The sequence below is a fragment of the Helicobacter sp. 13S00482-2 genome, assembly GCF_002272795.1.
Lineage (GTDB): Bacteria > Campylobacterota > Campylobacteria > Campylobacterales > Helicobacteraceae > Helicobacter_J.
On record NZ_MLAT01000014.1, the window covers coordinates 18,733 to 35,719 of the forward strand.

The window sequence follows — 16,987 nt, forward strand, 5'->3', positions numbered from 1 at the left end:
CTTGATTTATCTATAAACAAGGCTTTGATTGGGATTTTATTATTTGGCATTACAACGTGATATTTTTCGGAAATTAAGCGTTGATGCTTCGTTAAGATTCATCGGAAATTAAGGAACCTTATTGTGATTTTTTATCGGAATTTAAGCAAAAAAATCAGATTGAAATTAGATGGTTTTCAAAGCCTTAGATTTATCGGAAATTAAGGTTCTTCCTCCCATAGTTTTTTTACAATATCTTTCCCACTATCAGGCATTAAATGAGAATAACGCATTGTCATTTTTATATCCTTGTGGTTGAGTAGCTTTTGGATAATCTGGATACTAACGCCTTTTATGGCAAGATGAGAAGCAAAAGTGTGTCTAAGTGTGTGTATAACGACTTTTTGTTTATTGTCAGGATTGTTTTGGTTAAAGAGGTTATTTAGCGTATCTCTTAATTTTTCTGTGAGGAGCCTTTTAGATTTCTGGATCACATTATCCTCATCTTTGAGTGTGTCCCATTTTCTGAGTAATAGCTCAGTGGTCTCCTTATTCAGGTAACCTCTATAGTTTGATGAATTTTTAAAATCCCTAAGCGTGATTGTTTGACTCTTTAGATCAATATCTTTCTTTTTGATACTCAAAACACTCATCAACCTAGCTCCTGTACACAAAGAAAGATTTACAAATAATAGATACTCATAATGATTCTTCAAAACCTCCTTAAGTGCTTTCACCTCATCTTTGGTTAAAAATCGCTCTCTTGCATCATCAGTTTTTAGACTTCTTACTTTATTTAAATTCTGATTTTTTGCATTAAACTCATCTTCAGCGAACTTTAGAATCTGTTTTGTAACAGTTATGACTTGATTGATGCTGTTGTTAGCCAATCTTTCACTCAGCTCAATGATAAGGTCATTCATATCTTTTTGAGTGATTTCGTTTATATTTTTATTGTTAAAACCTTCTAAATGCTTGATTCTTCCATTTATGTTTGAATAAGATTTTTTCTTTAAATGAAGCTTTTGGAGTTCCAAAAACCTATCAACAACTTCTTTGAATTTCAAAGGTTTGTTTTTGAGATCATCAGAATTCTCTCGTTTTATTTTTTCGTTGTACGCCATTTTTTCAGTCCAACCTTCAAATTTTGTCCCTACTTTCAACTCCTGCCTTTGATTGTCTTTTGTAAATCTAATATAATAGGCTATATCTCCATTACTTAGTTTTTTATATCTTACGCCCTGATATTTTGAGCTACTTATATTTTTTTCTGTCCCCAATCTGTCCCCTTTTTTTAATGAAATTAAATGAAAGTAAATGAAATTTTAGGAGTTCAATTGAAAATGATTATATCAAACAAATCTCGTATTTAGGAAAGTTTGGGAGTTAAAATGAAATAAAATGAAAGTTTAAGAAAAGTGCGGAAAATGCGGTGGTGTCCTCGGCGGGATTCGAACCCACGACCTTATGATTAGGAATCATACGCTCTATCCAGCTGAGCTACGGGGACAAACATTAAAAAAACCGCACCAGATTTAAAAAATCTAAATGCGGTAGAAAACTTATTTTTTTGCTTTAGCAACTTGATCTTTAAGACCTTTGCCAGGTTTGAACTTTGGAACCATTTTATCAGCTGTTTTATAAGTTTTGCTGCTGCCAGGAACTTTTCCTGTTTTACCTTTTTGAAGAACAGTTTCAAATTTTCCAAAACCTACAAGCTCAACGCTTTGTTTTTTTGAAAGTGCTTTTTCTACTGCTGCAACAAATGCATTAACCGCAGTTTCTGCATCTTTTTTTGTTGAGTAATCGCCTGCATCTTTTACAAAGTCGACAAATTCCGCTTTATTCATAATAAACCTCCATTTAGGATATTTTGTTTTTATTCAAAACCTGGCTATTGTACATAGATTTTCTTTTAAAATCAAGTATTTTAGGGGATTTTGCAAAATTTTGATGAAAATTTTCGAGTTTTTAAGGGATTTTCATATAAAATCATTCCAGTAACTAGATTATTTCTAAGGAGTGAAAATGCCCTTCAAAGTGGCTATCAATGGGACAGGTAGAATAGGATTATGCACTAGCAGAATCATCGGAATTAGAAATGATATTGAACTTGTGGCACTCAATACCACCGCAGATATTGATACTTTACTTCATTTGATACGATATGATTCAGTTCATGGAAGCTACGATGTAGAGAAAATAGATGATAGCACACTGCGTATTGGAAACAATAAAAATGTCAAAATTCTCTCTGATAGGGACCCGAAAAATTTAGATTTTTCTAAATACGGGGCAACCGGAGTTATTGAATGCACAGGAAAATTCAATTCATTAGAAAAGTCTTCTGTTCATATCAAGGATAAAGTACAAAAGGTAATCATATCTGCCCCTGCAGAAAACACTCCCACTTTTGTTTATGGCGTTAATCACTCCTCTTATAAAGGAGAAAAGATTATTTCTAATGCCTCTTGCACTACTAACTGCTTAGCTCCTGTAGCAAAAGTGCTTCAAGATAACTTTGGTATAGAAAATGGATTGATGAGCACCATTCATAGCTATACCAACGATCAGAATATTCTAGATGTAAAACACAAAGATATTCGTCGTGCCAGAGCTGCTGCACTTAACTTGATTCCCACTTCAACAGGTGCGGCAAAAGCTATTGGTCTAGTGATGCCTGAACTAGAGGGGAAATTCAATGGATTTTCTATTCGTGTGCCCACACCTGATGTGAGCCTGATAGATTTAAATGTAAATTTACTCAAAGATATTACAAAAGAGGACATTAATGAAGCCTTTATCAAAGCTCAAGAAACCTCTATGAAAGGACTCATCTTTGTAGATCAAGACAAATGCGTTTCTAGTGATTTTATAGGTTGCCCTTATAGTGCTGTTTTTGTGCCTGATAAAACCCTTGTAGTTGGATCTAGAACTGCAAAAGTTTTGGCGTGGTATGATAATGAAATGGGCTATAGCCATAGACTTGTGGATATGAGTGTTTGGGTTTTGAGTCATTAAGATCAGATGTTAAATTTTAATCAATATTTTGACAAAAATCCAGATTTAAGGCATTTAGCTAATCCGAACCAAAAGGCACTTGATAGTGTTTTTGATATTATTTTTTTGGAGCGAAAAAATAAAAAAAGTGGCTATTATGAGCTTCCTTTTGAGCAAAAAGCCCTTCAGGATTCTGAGGCATATATCCGAGAACATAAAGCTTTTTTAGATAGCATTAAAAACATTGTTATCATTGGTATAGGTGGCAGCTCTTTGGGGTTAAAAGCTATTGATGGGTTGCTCTCTCATTTATCTACACGAAAAAAGATTCAATTAGCGTTTTTAGAACACACTGATCCAATTGAAGTTAAAAAGTCACTGCATAATATTCACATTCAAGATACGCTTTTTATTATCATTTCAAAATCTGGAACAACCATTGAAACTTCATCATTGATGAAATATGTGATCCACCGTTATAGCTTGTTTGAAAACGCAGAAACAAAATCCCATCTTTTGTTTATCACTGATGAAGAATCTCCTCTTTATTTCTTAGGCAAAAAAGAGCAAATACCTGTGGTGAGTATTTCAAAAAATATTGGTGGGAGATTCTCTGTGCTAAGTTCTGTTGGAGTACTCCCTTTGATGCTTTTAGGTTATGATACAAAAAGACTCTTACAAGGAGCAGGGGAGTTTGAGAGCAACTTTTTCAATCGAAAAGAAGAACACTTGCTCAAAAAAGCAATTTTTTTGGCAAAAAATCGAGATAGATTTCCTATCAATATTTTATTTTCCTACTCAAGTGCGTTCAAGGATTTTAACTCTTGGTATGTTCAGCTGTGGGGAGAATCGCTAGGGAAGTTTGATATTTACGGAAAAAAGGTAGGTCTCACACCTATTAGCCTTATTGGTAGCATTGATCAGCATTCTTTTTTACAACTCATCACTCAGGGGCTAATGGATAAAACCATTACTTTTTTAAGTATTCATCAAGCTAAATACATTGAACCAAAAATACCAGATCTGAGTTTTGAATACCTAGAATCTACAGACTTTGTGAATGGAACTTCTTTGGCAAAATTACTAGGTCTTCAACAAACTGCTACAATGGAAACAATACAAAGCGAAGGGATTCCTACAGATCATATTGAATTAGAAGAACTATGTGAAGAAAATGTAGGCAAACTCATTATTTATTTTGAGCTTCTCACTTCTTGTGTGGGAGGAATATTTAATATCAACTCTTATGACCAACCTGGTGTGGAACTTGGAAAAATTCGCCTCAGAGAAATTTTTAAGATTCTATAAAAAGTTGAATTTTGATACAATGGCACACCAATTCACTTCCCAAAGGAGCTAGTAATGCAACAAGTAGCTAGTATCACATTAATGCAACAAACAAAGAGTATTCGCGATATTGATTTAAAAGACAAAAGGATACTCATTCGGGTGGATTTCAATGTCCCAATGGATAAAGATTTTAATATTTCTGATGATACTCGTATGCGTGAGGCATTGCCCACTATCAATTACTGTATTGACAATAATGCTAAATCTATTATTCTTGTGAGTCATTTAGGAAGACCAAAACATAAAGATCCTGAATTTTCTCTCAAGCACATTCTCAAGCGTCTTGAGAGACTTTTGGACAGGAATATTTCTTTTGCTGATAATATTGATTCTGCACTTATCCTTCAAAACACTCTTCCAAAAGGGAGCGTGATACTTTTAGAAAACATTCGTTTTTATGATGGTGAAGAAAAAAACTCTAAAGATTTGAGTCAAAAACTTGCTAATTTGTGTGATGTGTATGTGAGTGATGCTTTTGGAACTAGTCATCGTGCCCATGCTAGTACTTATGGTATTGCAGAATACACGAAAGAAAAAGTTGCAGGACTTTTACTTAAAAAAGAAATAGATTCTTTTGCAAAAGCTCTAGCTAATCCTCTTGAACCTGTATTATTAATAGTTGGTGGGGCTAAAGTAAGCTCTAAGCTAGAATTACTTGTGAATATTCTTGATGTTGTAGATAAAATCATTATTGGTGGTGCAATGAGCAATACCTTTTTAAAAGCAATCGGTTATAATATGCAAAAATCACTCACAGAAGATGCCCTTATTGAAGATGCTTTGAAGATTATCAAACTTGCAAAAACAAAAAATGTGAAAATATACCTGCCAGTTGATGTGGTGAGTACGGATGACATTAAAGAGCATAAAAATATCAAAATCACTCCAGCGCAAGATGTTCCTGAGGGATATATGGCAGTGGATATGGGGCCAGCAACTACAAAACTTTTCACAGAGGTTATTCACTCTAGTCAGACTATCATCTGGAATGGCCCTCTTGGAATCTATGAAATATCACAATTTTCAAGAGGAACATTTAATATTGCTCGTGCAATATCTGATACTTATGCATTTTCTCTCATTGGTGGAGGAGATACTGCAGATGCTATTGATAAGGCAGGAGAAAGAGATAATATGAGTTTTATTTCTACAGGTGGTGGTGCTTCTTTGGAACTTTTAGAAGGTAAAATACTCCCCGCATTTGAAGTCTTGGACAAAAAATAGCCAAATAAGGAGAAAAATTGGAAAATCAGCGTAGTTGAGGCTATGGATTTTTAAAGTCTGTGATTAAAATAGATTCCACAAAATCTATAGCCTCAAGGTTTTTTATTCGCACAAAGGTCGCTATATGATGAATGTATTTATGAAAAAAAAATCTCTTGTAGCTAGAGAGAGTTTTCAAAGCGTTGAGGAAATTTCCTTAGATGATGGGATTATTTTATGGATAGACTTACTCCATCCTAGTGCTTCAGAAGTTTCTTATATTGCCAAAACATATATGCTTGATATTCCTACAAAAGAAGAACGTGAAGAAATTGAACAAAGTGCTAGATATTGGGAAGATAGCACAAGTATCACCATCAATACTTATTTTTTGATACGAAGCTCTGAACTAGAACTTCATAATCAAACCGTTACTTTTATTATTTATCAAGGAATTTTATTCACTATCCGTTATAACGAATTTAGAGTTTTTGATGAAATACAAGAACGTGTTTTAGCCAGTCCAAAAAACTTTGAAGATGGCTTTGATCTTATCAGCAAGATTTTTGAGGTGAGAGTTGAAAAAGATGCTGATATGCTTGAGAGTGCAGGTAGAGAAACAAGTTGGCTTAGAAAAAATGTTGTTTTTAATGAAAGCAGCCTTGACCACGATGGGATCTTAGCAAAATTATCAACCTTGCAAGAGCTAAATATGAGTCTTCGTGATTCACTTTTTGATAAACGTCGTGCCATCACAGCCTTACTTAAGAGCGATAAAGTTGATATGGATGTGAAAAAGAACCTCACTATTGTCCTTAAAGATATCAATTCACTTGTCGAATTCACAACGGTAAATATGAATGTACTTGATAATATCCAAAGTCTTTTCACTAGTCAGATCAATGTCGAACAAAATAAAATCATCAAAGTTTTCACTGTTGCAACAATGGCAATGATGCCTCCAACACTTATTGGGACTATTTATGGAATGAACTTTGAACATATGCCCGAACTTCAATGGGAGTTTGGCTATCCCCTAGCAATTATTGTGATGATTATTTCCACTATTTTGCCTGTCATATACTTCAAGAAAAAAGGTTGGCTGTAATGTTTGAATGGGTTTTAGATGCTAATGCCTTAATGGCATTGGCCATGCTCACATTACTTGAAATTGTACTTGGGATTGATAATATTATTTTCATCGCTATTTTAGTTGGCAAACTTCCACAAAAACAACGCGATAAAGCAAGAATACTAGGTTTATTTTTGGCAATGATTACACGTATTGGATTACTTGCTTCACTGTTTTGGATAATGAAACTCACTCAGGTACTTTTTACTATTTTTGGCAATGAAATATCAGGCAGGGATATAATTTTGATAACTGGAGGGTTATTTTTAATTTACAAAAGTACCTGCGAGATACATTCACAACTTGATTCCATTGATGATGAAAAAAAAATCTCAAAAAAATCTCTCAAATTTTTTCCCACTCTTATTCAAATAGCACTATTAGATATCATTTTTTCGCTTGATTCAGTTATCACTGCAGTTGGTATGGCAGATCATCTTGAAGTGATGATTATCGCCATCATAGTTGCTGTACTCATTATGATGATAGCCTCTAAAAGTATCTCGAATTTTGTGGATAGCTATCCGACAATAAAAACCCTAGCACTTGCGTTTCTCATACTCATAGGAATAGCACTTATTTCTGATGGACTTGATTTTCACATACCTAAAGGCTATATCTACTTTGCGATGATGTTTTCACTTGCTGTAGAATCTGTTAATATTTATTCAACCAAAAAGAAAAAGAAGCCTCAAGAATAACACGGGGGACTACTCTAAGATAGAGTAGTCAAATATCAAAAGGTATATAGATAGCTCACATACACAGAATATTTGAGTTCCACATCTGTTTTTGTATCCACTTGAGCTTTTGGAGCTTTTGGATTGATAACAAAGGGCTCAGCTATATCTTTAAAGATTTCATCTTGAAGGAGTGGGACTTTCACACCAACTTCTAGACCGTGATGCTTGGCAAAATTGGTTCTTATCCCTGCATCAATTGTGGTTTGAAAACTCACATAAGCAGGCTTTCCATTTGAAAAGTATTTATTTTGATAATCCTTTCCATTTGCGATCCAAGTATCTGCACCCACCCCTACACCAGCAAATATACCAAGACTTCCACCTTCTTTATTGACAACATTCCATAGAGTATCAATCCCTACTCCATAACTAAACATATCAGTATGATATTTTTCGCTAGGAAGAATATCTGCTCCAAAATCAGTGTGTCCATAGTCTAAAAATGCATAATATCTCAGACCAAACCATTTAGATTGACCAAAAAATTGCTTGTATCCAATTTTTAGCCCCGCTCCATTTGTGTAAGCTTTTTTGTTAAAATTAGGCAATAAACCACCTGCCATTGACGTAACATCTGCACCACCTAACGTTGCTGATGAGCTTTGCTTCACATTTGTTTGACCAAATTGATAACTCACACCTACAAACACGCCGCTATTTTCTCCAAAAGCAAAACTAGCTAGAGTTAAAGAACACAGAGCTCCTGTTAAAATCTTTTTCATAAATTTCTCCTGAATATTTTATCTATTATAATCACTATTTTTATACAGTAAAACAGTAACTATATAAAATAATGCTAACATATTTATTTAAAAAAATAAATAAAATATAAATATTAAATTAATTCAATTTTTATTTATAAATAAAAATAATCTATTATAAATTATTTTTTATATTGCTTGTACTTGAATTCACAGCGACCAAGTCCGATAATATGGCCTCTAATTGCATCGTGCAGGTCATTGATAAAAAAAGGTGGTTTTAGTTCAAGTTTTGGAATATCAAGTGCATAGACATTAAAAAGATAATGGTGATCTCCATTAGGAGGCATAGGTCCTATATATTTACTTGATTTTAGATTTGAATCTAGAGCCTTTTCTTCACTAAGTGTTGAACGTAAAAAACCTTCTGTTAAGCTATTCACACCTTGAATAATATCTTTATTTTCTCTGCTAGCATTCTCCTTTAGCATGTTTGAAGAGATATTTCCCACAACCCAATGTATGAATATCTTCCCAGCCACAGGAGCAGAATCATAATCTATAAGCTCTAAAGCATAACTCTTAGCTCCCATCACTTCTTCCCAAATTATTTTTGGAGAAAAATCAGGATAACCATTGTTATCCAAAAACTCTACACTTGCATTACCCCCATATTTATTATGGATGAAACCCTCTTTATCAACTTCTATACTAACTTTAAAAAATTTCATATTTTTGACCTTTTAATTTAATCATGCAAGGATTCTATCTTTAAAATACAATTTTATCACCACTCAGATATTTTATTTCTTCCCCTATAAGTCGCATAGGTTATATAACTACCATCGTCTTTGAGCAACATCACATCATAAATATCACTATCATAACCCTGCTCCATTCCTGGACTCCCTTGAGGCATACCTGGAACAAATAACCCTATAGCATCCTTAGGTTTTTCTTTTAACAATCGTTTGATTTCTTCATAAGGTATATGTCCCTGCAAAACATAGCCATTAATAATAGCACTATGACAACTGATAAATTCTGAATGAATTTTGTATTTGGCCATAATGGCATAAATATCTGAATTTTTTATTTCTTCAACCTCTATCCCATTTTGCCTAATATAGTTCGCCCAATCCTTACAACATCCACAATTTGGACTTTCATAAACCCTCATAATGGTTTTTGAATCTTTTGCGATAACAGCAACACTGAGCGTGAGCACTAAACCGATGATATTGAACATTTTCATATTGACCCCTTAAATGTTACGGAATTATAAGAATTAAAGTTAATAATTGCAAACTTACAAAACATTTAAGACATAAAACTATTTCATAAATACTTTTTTAGGGGCAGTTTGATTATTCTATAACACAACAAAAAAGGGAGGGGCCACATCTGGAATAATTACAAGGTATCATTATTGAAACTAGACAATAGATAAGTCCCAAATATACGATTATCCCGAACAATACCCTATTGTTATCACTAATAATACTATTTATAGCAAGATATAGGTAAAATTATATTTACAAATTACAGTTTTACAAGCTTAGCCCCAAAACCTCCCATTTGTATTGGAGCATCAGAAAAGGCCACAACTTTTGGATGAGAGGAGAGAAACTCTTTGACGCTAAAAGATAGCTTACCTGTTCCTATTCCATGATAGATAAGCACCTCATCAAATCCTGCTATAAGAGCATCAGAAAGAAATTTATCAAGCTTATCAATCGCTTCTTCACTTCTTAATCCGTGTAAATCTAAACTCACATTCACACTATTTCTTGTATTTTTATCCATATTGAGTTCGATTTTTTGCTTTTTATCTTGTTTGAGTACTTGAGATTGTTGGATAGGTTTATAAAAATTAGACCTAGAGGATTTGAGTTTTTCAGGAGTGGTTTTTAGTTTTATCCCCCCATCTAGTTCAATAAGCAACAATTCATTATTTTTACCTGTTTTTGCTAAAACTATCCCTTCTTGTGATCCATATCTGACATGATCTCCAGCTTTGAATTGTTTTTGACTCTTAAAGTGTTCTGATGAAGTGATTTGTTTGAAGGCATTTAAGATCTTATTCGCATTGTTGATAGATCGATGCATATCGCTAGTTTCTTTGTTTTTAATGCCTACTTTGATTTCATTCAATGCTTGATTATAGGTCATTTCAAGCTCAAATTTTTCTTTAGCATAACGCATTTTCAAACTCTCTATGACATCTTGTTGTTCTTGTTTTTTTCTTTCATATTCTTTTATCTTCAGATCTAAAATTGAAGATTTCTTTGCTAACTCAATTTCTAGTGCAGCAGATTTTTCTATCAACTCATTGAGTTTTTCCTTGTCCTCTCCATAAATTTTTTTTGCCTTATGTATAAGATCTGAAGGAATTCCATATCGTTTAGCGCTTTCAAAAGCATAGCTTTTGCCGATACTTCCGTGCAAAAAACCATATGTAGGAACTTGCAATACTTCATCAAAAATGGCCGCACACATCTGTATCCTACTATCATTTGCCATCAATGCTGCGAGTCGTTTATGATGTGTAGTGATGATGATTTTGGCATTTTTATCTAGCAAATGTTCTAATAATACCTTATAAAGACTGGAGGCCTCATCAGCATCTGTTCCTAATTCAATCTCATCTACAGCAATGATAAGATCTTGCGTGTTTAAAATCTGTGAAAAATTTAGCATACGCCCTGCGAACGTTGAAATATCATTTTTGCTATTTTGAGGATCAGCGATGATAGCTTGAAGATTTTTAAAATTAGGAATCCTAGAAGCATAAGCATTGATTTTCATTGGCAATAAATGCTTGGCTAAAAAAACACTGCTTAAAATCGATTTTAAAAGCATTGTTTTCCCTCCTGCATTCACGCCTGTAATCATTAATAATTGTGATGCAAACTCAATATTAATAGGCTTTGGTTGCTTTAAGGCTGGATGAATAAAATCCTTTAAAACAATTGTTTTATCAGTGGTTTTATGTGTTACAAATTCAAGATTATAGGCTTTAGCAAAATTGATTCTAGCTTGAAGATGATCAAATTTATCAAACTCTTTATTGATAAAATTGAGGAATAAAATATGTTTCCCTAATGTTGAAGAAATTTTTTTACAAATCTCATATAAACATATTTGAAGCTCTTGCTCTAATTCTGAAATTTTTTGATGGACATTATGAATCTCAGTAGGCAATAGATAAAAAAACCCACTTTGAGAACGTGAAATGATGATGCCTTTAATGGCTATATTAAAGCCAGATTTGAGTAATAATGTTTCATTTCCATTGATATAGTGAATCTGCCTATCAACAAGATAAGGAGTTAATTTATTTGAAAGAAGAATCTCGCCTAAAATCTTTGAAATCTGAGTTTTTTGTCTTGAAATAGACAATAGGAGGCTATCATACTCTTCATAAATACCATTTTTTATTTGAGCACTAACATCAAAAATATTTATCAACTCTTTTAATTCTTGTGGAATATTAATGTTTTGCAAGTATTTATAAAATAATCTATCTTCGCTGATGCTGTTTAGGGACTTCAGGTAGCTAAAGTATCTGATGATTTTGATAAATTCAAAAATCTCTTCGAGTTTTAACGTGCCAATTTTTTTTAGATGCAAGATAGAATTCTCTAGCTTTTTTACCTTTGGAGGTGGCGTAAATACAATATTTTCTAACTCCTTGATAAAAGGCACCAAACCAGCTTTATCACCTTGCAAATAAATAGGCTTGGGACGTGCAAAAAACGCTTCAAAAGAACTTATAAAATCCTCAAGATCTAATTTTTTGACTATCTCCTCATAACTCTCTTGCATCAATCTCTCTGAAGCTCCTCTTGAAGAGTTCTATTAGTGGATTCTTCATCTTCATCCCCCTGGGGAAGAATCTTACACTTATCTAGCGGAATGATGATGTTATTCATAGGGCCATTTTTCTTCCCAACAAAGCTCAACGTACCTGTAACAAGATTGAAATTTTCTTTATTCACGATCACATCATCACAATCAAGCGAACCACCTCTTAAAAAAGTCGCTTGAAGAATCATGTCATTTTTATCTGAGCGACTCTGAAAATAACTGTATATCAATATAAAAATCCCTAATACAACTAATCCTGAAATGCCTATCAGTTTTTGTTTAGGAGTGATGACTCCAAAATCCCTGAGCACAAAATACAAAATCACAAGTGTGAGAAACAATACTAAAAAAATTCCAAACAATGCAGACATTATTTTATCCCCCTTAATTGATAAGTTATATCACCTGCTCCAAGCCCAACGACAATGCCTTCCTGAATTTTAATAACCTCATCACCCCTAAAAAATTCAATACTCGTGCCATTTTTCTTGATTCTATCTGTAAAAATAGGCTGATGATGTGCAAAAAGTTGATTCATATCAATGGGGGTGGGATTCTCTCCCGCCCTCCAAACAGGCAATATGATAAGTTCATCACAATGCTGGTTGAAACATTCTTGAAAACCTTCGAGATTATCAAGCAGTCTTGAGTATTTATGTGGTTGCCAAATCGCCACGATTTTATCTTTACCTTTTAAGGTGGCATATGTCTTGACAGAATTCAATGTAGCGACAATCTCTGTGGGATGATGAGCGTAATCATCAATAATAATTAAGTCGCCTTTTTGAATAATATCAAAACGTTTCTTGATGCCTTTGAAGTTTCTAAGATTTTCTCTAATGGTTTGCAAGTCCATCTCATCTATTGCTGCCAAAATAGCCAAAGAGGCATTACAAGCAGTATGCTCCCCAAATCCCCAAACCTCAAATTCTCCCAAATTTGAAAGCTCAAAACGAGTATAAGGCTCATCATCTTTGAGAATATAGCTGATGTTTTTAATATCTTTAGAAGGGGAAAGTTTTCTAGCCTTAATATCTAATGTCCCAAGAAATGGATCTTCAGTGTTGATGCAGCACCTACTTGCAGAACCCAAAAAATCTCTATAAGCATCATAAAAAATCTCCAAATTATGATCATAACTCTCCATATGTTCTGGCTCAGCATTAGTAACAATAGCACAGTAAGGATTTGAATTCAAAAAACTCCTATCAGATTCATCAGCCTCAAAAACAATGCTCTCACTTTGTATCTCTCGCACATTTGAACCATATTCCTTTGTATCTGCTCCAATAATCGCACCAAAATCTCTAAATATAGCACTTAGCATCGCACTTGTGGTGCTTTTGCCATGAGCACCACAGATACTAAAAACTCGTTTATTGCACAAGATGAACTCCAAAGCTTCTTTTCTTGAAAACACAGGAATATTTTTGTTTTTTGCCTCAATAATTTCAGGATTGTCTTCCTTAATAATAGCTGAATGTATCACAAGATCTTGATCATTGATAGCATTTTTACTATGCGGGATAGTTATAGGCACATCTATGGATCGTAAATAACTTATCGCACTTCCTTCAGCAATATCAGAACCGCTAATTTGTGCCCCTTGTGCTTTGAGATATTTCGCAAGTCCTGAGATACCAATTCCCCCAATACCTATAAAGTGAATTTTCAATTTAGAAATATCTTTTTTAAGCATCAAAACCCTTTTTTAAATAATCACACAAAAAATCACTCAAAATCACTAGAGAGTCTCTAATAATTTCCTCTTCATACACAAGAGCGATTCGCACATATTCTCTGCCTATGCCTCCCCTACCCAAGAACGATCCTGGCAAAACCAAAATGCCTTCTTGCTCATAAAGCTTTTTTGTAAAATCAATATCATTACCGACTTTTAGCCACATATAGAACGTATAAGGCTCTATGGTGGTATTTGGAAATAATTCCTGTGCTATTTGAAGATTTTTAACATATTTTTGCCGAATCTCTTCGCTCACTACCACATCTTCCCAAGCTTTGCTAGAAGCCCTCTGAATAGGATTAGGAATAGCACAACCTAGATAAGTTCGATACTTCTGATATTGTCCTAGTATGTTTTTATCTCCAGCAATAAAACCACTCCTAAGACCTGGTGCAGAGGAACGCTTAGAAATTGAATTCAAAGCTAAAATATTTTTAAATTCCTTGTTTCCTGCCTCTAAAGAGGCTTGCAAGATCCCAGCAGGAGGAGAAAACTGATAAATCTCGCTATAGCACTCATCATTAAGCAGTATAAAATCATCTTCTAATGCCCATTTTACCCAGACTTTTAGCTCATCTAAGCTTAAGGTCGCCCCCGTTGGATTATTTGGGGAATTTAATATGACTAAATCAGCTTGTTTTCTCTGTTGTTGTGTTAAAAAAGGTTTAAAGTCATTGGATTCAGATAAATCCATATAAATCGTTTTTGCCCTACAAGCAACACTCGCTCCCTCATATATTTGATAAAATGGATTAGGATGAGCTATAACAGGGTGAACTTTATCAAAAAGTAAAAATTGTGGTAGATTGAATAACACTTCACGAGTTCCAAAAGTAGATATGAGCTCTGAAGATTCCAAAGAGACATCAAAACGATTTTTAACAAAATCTATTTGTGCTTTTTTGAGATACTCCTCACCCGAACTTTTAGGATAAAATCGAAGTTCGGGGGCATAATTTTTTAGTTCCTCTTGAATAAAATCAGGAGTTTGAAACTGTGGTTCGCCTATAGTAAGGATTATTTGCTTTTTTTTTGGAAGTATATCAGCTATCAATTCTCTTAATCTTTCAAATGGGTAAGGCTCAAAATTCACTTATTTTTCTCCTTAAAAGATCTACATTTTTGGAATCAAAAAGCTTATTGTAATATAAAATTTTGCAATTTTTTGCTTTTGGTCTTGATTTTTTTTCAAATGGTTGCTAGAATTATGCCCCTGATATATTTTGCGGGAATAGCTCAGTGGTAGAGCACAACCTTGCCAAGGTTGGGGCCGCGGGTTCGACCCCCGTTTCCCGCTCCATACTTTAGCCTCATTTTATGACTTGCAACATCTTTGGTTATAGTTTTAAGTTATTTTTTGAGTTTATTTTTAGTGTTAGAATGCCCGGGTGGTGGAATGGTAGACACAAGGGACTTAAAATCCCTCGGATATTGCTTCCGTGCCGGTTCAAGTCCGGCTCCGGGCACCACCAAGATTAGGGCGACATAGCCAAGTGGTAAGGCATGGGCCTGCAAAGCCTTGATTCCTCGGTTCGAATCCGAGTGTCGCCTCCAAATTTTACAATGTTGTTTATCGGGAGATGGCTGAGCGGTTGAAAGCGGCGGTCTTGAAAACCGTTGAGGGTAACACCTCCGGGGGTTCGAATCCCTCTCTCCCGGCCACCGCATTTTACGCACTTTTCTTAAACTTTCATTTACTTTCATTTTAACTCCCAAACTTTCCTAAATACGAGATTTGTTTGATATAATCATTTTCAATTGAACTCCTAAAATTTCATTTACTTTCATTTAATTTCATTAAAAAAAGGGGACAGATTGGGGACAGAAAAAAATATAAGTAGCTCAAAATATCAGGGCGTAAGATATAAAAAACTAAGTAATGGAGATATAGCCTATTATATTAGATTTACAAAAGACAATCAAAGGCAGGAGTTGAAAGTAGGGACAAAATTTGAAGGTTGGACTGAAAAAATGGCGTACAACGAAAAAATAAAACGAGAGAATTCTGATGATCTCAAAAACAAACCTTTGAAATTCAAAGAAGTTGTTGATAGGTTTTTGGAACTCCAAAAGCTTCATTTAAAGAAAAAATCTTATTCAAACAGGATTAAAAGAATTATTTAAGGACAGAGATTTTAGTAGGAGTTGGATGCCCAAATGGGACAAAAATTGAGTGATGAAAATGATGAAAAATACAAATAGCAAACAAATAGAAATAACACAAAAAGAATTGGTAAATAAAATGTGTGTTACACAAGCCACTATGTCTAGAGGGGCTAATGGACAATCCAATATGCCAAAATCTTCTATCAAGATGGTTGAATTACTAATAATAGAGCATAAATTCAATACAATCAAAAAGATGCTTTTAGGGCATAACCTTTTTGATTAATTAGAGATTTTTTACACATAAAGAATTAGGTATGACTTATAAAGAGCTAGAGGTTAGCGAAAGTGCTAGTAATTAGAGTGCCACAACAGGGAAAATTAGCAAACCCATTGAGAAGGCTATAGATCTTTATTTGGAGACCTTAGAGCTTAATAGTTTTTATAAGATAAGTATTTCAAAGCAAATCTAGAACTATAAAATCTAATGATGATAGAAATTTCACAAAACAAACACTGAGACACAAATACCCTCACACTCATCGCACTAGTTGATTGATAAGATACATCAAAAACAACGCAAAGAAATAATAAGTACTCAAAAACAAGGATATTGCCTCCCAAAAACAAGGTCATCTAAGATCTATGAGATCTTAGAAAATTACAGATAAATAAAGCAATCAACTCACCATCTGAGCATCATGACATACAGATAAATCAAAGAAAGCATTCTGCTATACGTTATAGAAATGCAAAAATCACAAAAAGTCATATAAACACAAACAACACGACCCCCTCCCTTTTTTCTTCATTGTGTTTTGTTGCATACAAAAAGAATATATATATATTCCACAAAAATAAAATCAAGAAGATAAGAAAACCATATAAACACAAAAAAAATGGCAAATCTAAAAAGAACTCTGAGAATATTATCTATAAAAACAAAAAGCATATGAATACTCAAAAGCCTAAAAACACACCTCATTTAACTTTAGAGCAATGATTAAAAAATCCTTAGCACTCTCATCAATCAGTCCTATCAGATCGCACAGAATTACAGATGAGTGAAGTTAAGAGATATCATAAAGATAATAGGTGGAGGAACTCCTCCATCAAATGTTAAGGAATATGATGACAATAGTGATATTTCTTGGATCAC

At 33.8% G+C, this 16,987-nt stretch carries 16 protein-coding genes and 5 tRNA genes; 11 read left to right on the plus strand and 10 right to left on the minus strand.

Going from position 1 to position 16,987, the window contains the following annotated elements:
- Positions 1-200 precede the first annotated feature (200 nt).
- The 3 genes from BKH42_RS06985 to BKH42_RS06995 form a co-directional block, all read right to left on the minus strand.
- Positions 201-1,259: a site-specific integrase gene (locus BKH42_RS06985; protein WP_095295906.1), complete on the minus strand. Its 1,059-nt coding sequence runs from the start codon at positions 1,257-1,259 to the stop codon at positions 201-203.
- Positions 1,260-1,412: 153 nt separating this feature from the next.
- Positions 1,413-1,489, minus strand: a tRNA-Arg gene (locus tag BKH42_RS06990).
- Between the two features lie 52 nt (positions 1,490-1,541).
- Complete coding sequence (locus BKH42_RS06995; RefSeq protein WP_095295907.1) at positions 1,542-1,829, minus strand: HU family DNA-binding protein; 288 nt, start codon at positions 1,827-1,829, stop codon at positions 1,542-1,544.
- Between the two features lie 178 nt (positions 1,830-2,007).
- Between BKH42_RS06995 and gap the strand changes: the two genes are divergently transcribed.
- The 5 genes from gap (at position 2,008) to BKH42_RS07020 (ending at position 7,365) form a co-directional block, all read left to right on the plus strand.
- Positions 2,008-3,000 (plus strand): type I glyceraldehyde-3-phosphate dehydrogenase, encoded by a 993-nt coding sequence (gene gap, locus BKH42_RS07000; protein ID WP_095295908.1) that lies wholly within the window; start codon positions 2,008-2,010, stop codon positions 2,998-3,000.
- A 6-nt stretch (positions 3,001-3,006) separates the two neighbouring features.
- Positions 3,007-4,287, plus strand: a complete 1,281-nt coding sequence (locus BKH42_RS07005) for a glucose-6-phosphate isomerase (protein ID WP_095295909.1) — start codon at positions 3,007-3,009, stop codon at positions 4,285-4,287.
- A 54-nt stretch (positions 4,288-4,341) separates the two neighbouring features.
- Positions 4,342-5,553, plus strand: a complete 1,212-nt coding sequence (locus BKH42_RS07010) for a phosphoglycerate kinase (RefSeq protein WP_095295910.1) — start codon at positions 4,342-4,344, stop codon at positions 5,551-5,553.
- Positions 5,554-5,677: 124 nt separating this feature from the next.
- Positions 5,678-6,640 (plus strand): magnesium/cobalt transporter CorA, encoded by a 963-nt coding sequence (corA, locus tag BKH42_RS07015; protein ID WP_095295911.1) that lies wholly within the window; start codon positions 5,678-5,680, stop codon positions 6,638-6,640.
- Positions 6,640-7,365 carry a TerC family protein gene (locus BKH42_RS07020; RefSeq protein ID WP_095295912.1) on the plus strand — a complete coding sequence of 242 codons (726 nt, stop codon included), beginning with the start codon at positions 6,640-6,642 and terminating at the stop codon, positions 7,363-7,365. The genes corA and BKH42_RS07020 overlap by 1 nt, the downstream gene beginning before the upstream one ends.
- Before the next feature lie 35 nt (positions 7,366-7,400).
- Here the strand turns inward: BKH42_RS07020 and BKH42_RS07025 are convergent, their stop codons facing one another.
- From BKH42_RS07025 to BKH42_RS07055, 7 genes are all read right to left on the minus strand, one after another.
- Positions 7,401-8,129 (minus strand): outer membrane protein, encoded by a 729-nt coding sequence (locus tag BKH42_RS07025; RefSeq protein ID WP_095295913.1) that lies wholly within the window; start codon positions 8,127-8,129, stop codon positions 7,401-7,403.
- A 161-nt stretch (positions 8,130-8,290) separates the two neighbouring features.
- Positions 8,291-8,839, minus strand: coding sequence for a YbhB/YbcL family Raf kinase inhibitor-like protein (locus BKH42_RS07030; RefSeq protein ID WP_095295914.1), 549 nt, complete (start codon positions 8,837-8,839; stop codon positions 8,291-8,293).
- Between the two features lie 56 nt (positions 8,840-8,895).
- Positions 8,896-9,363 carry a DUF411 domain-containing protein gene (locus tag BKH42_RS07035; RefSeq protein WP_257874283.1) on the minus strand — a complete coding sequence of 156 codons (468 nt, stop codon included), beginning with the start codon at positions 9,361-9,363 and terminating at the stop codon, positions 8,896-8,898.
- A gap of 287 nt (positions 9,364-9,650) precedes the next feature.
- Positions 9,651-11,936 carry an endonuclease MutS2 gene (locus BKH42_RS07040; RefSeq protein WP_095295915.1) on the minus strand — a complete coding sequence of 762 codons (2,286 nt, stop codon included), beginning with the start codon at positions 11,934-11,936 and terminating at the stop codon, positions 9,651-9,653.
- The gene (locus tag BKH42_RS07045) at positions 11,936-12,349 is read right to left on the minus strand and encodes a hypothetical protein (protein ID WP_095295916.1); all 414 of its coding nucleotides are present in this window, start codon (positions 12,347-12,349) and stop codon (positions 11,936-11,938) included. Before BKH42_RS07045 ends, BKH42_RS07040 begins: the two co-directional genes overlap by 1 nt.
- Positions 12,349-13,677: a UDP-N-acetylmuramate--L-alanine ligase gene (gene murC, locus BKH42_RS07050; RefSeq protein ID WP_095295917.1), complete on the minus strand. Its 1,329-nt coding sequence runs from the start codon at positions 13,675-13,677 to the stop codon at positions 12,349-12,351. Before murC ends, BKH42_RS07045 begins: the two co-directional genes overlap by 1 nt.
- Entirely contained in the window at positions 13,670-14,815 is a 1,146-nt protein-coding gene (locus tag BKH42_RS07055; RefSeq protein WP_095295918.1) for a succinyldiaminopimelate transaminase, read from the minus strand. The genes murC and BKH42_RS07055 overlap by 8 nt, the downstream gene beginning before the upstream one ends.
- Positions 14,816-14,947: 132 nt before the next feature.
- On the opposite strand from BKH42_RS07055, the gene BKH42_RS07060 reads away from it, so the two are divergent.
- The 6 genes from BKH42_RS07060 (at position 14,948) to BKH42_RS07085 (ending at position 16,114) form a co-directional block, all read left to right on the plus strand.
- Positions 14,948-15,022: transfer RNA gene (locus BKH42_RS07060), tRNA-Gly, on the plus strand.
- Positions 15,023-15,104: 82 nt separating this feature from the next.
- A tRNA-Leu gene (locus tag BKH42_RS07065) sits at positions 15,105-15,191 on the plus strand.
- A 10-nt stretch (positions 15,192-15,201) separates the two neighbouring features.
- Positions 15,202-15,276 (plus strand) — tRNA-Cys (locus BKH42_RS07070).
- A gap of 20 nt (positions 15,277-15,296) precedes the next feature.
- Positions 15,297-15,384: transfer RNA gene (locus BKH42_RS07075), tRNA-Ser, on the plus strand.
- A 153-nt stretch (positions 15,385-15,537) separates the two neighbouring features.
- Complete coding sequence (locus BKH42_RS07080; RefSeq protein ID WP_095295919.1) at positions 15,538-15,846, plus strand: hypothetical protein; 309 nt, start codon at positions 15,538-15,540, stop codon at positions 15,844-15,846.
- Between the two features lie 61 nt (positions 15,847-15,907).
- Positions 15,908-16,114: a hypothetical protein gene (locus tag BKH42_RS07085; RefSeq protein WP_219349844.1), complete on the plus strand. Its 207-nt coding sequence runs from the start codon at positions 15,908-15,910 to the stop codon at positions 16,112-16,114.
- The last annotated feature ends 873 nt before the right edge of the window (positions 16,115-16,987 follow it).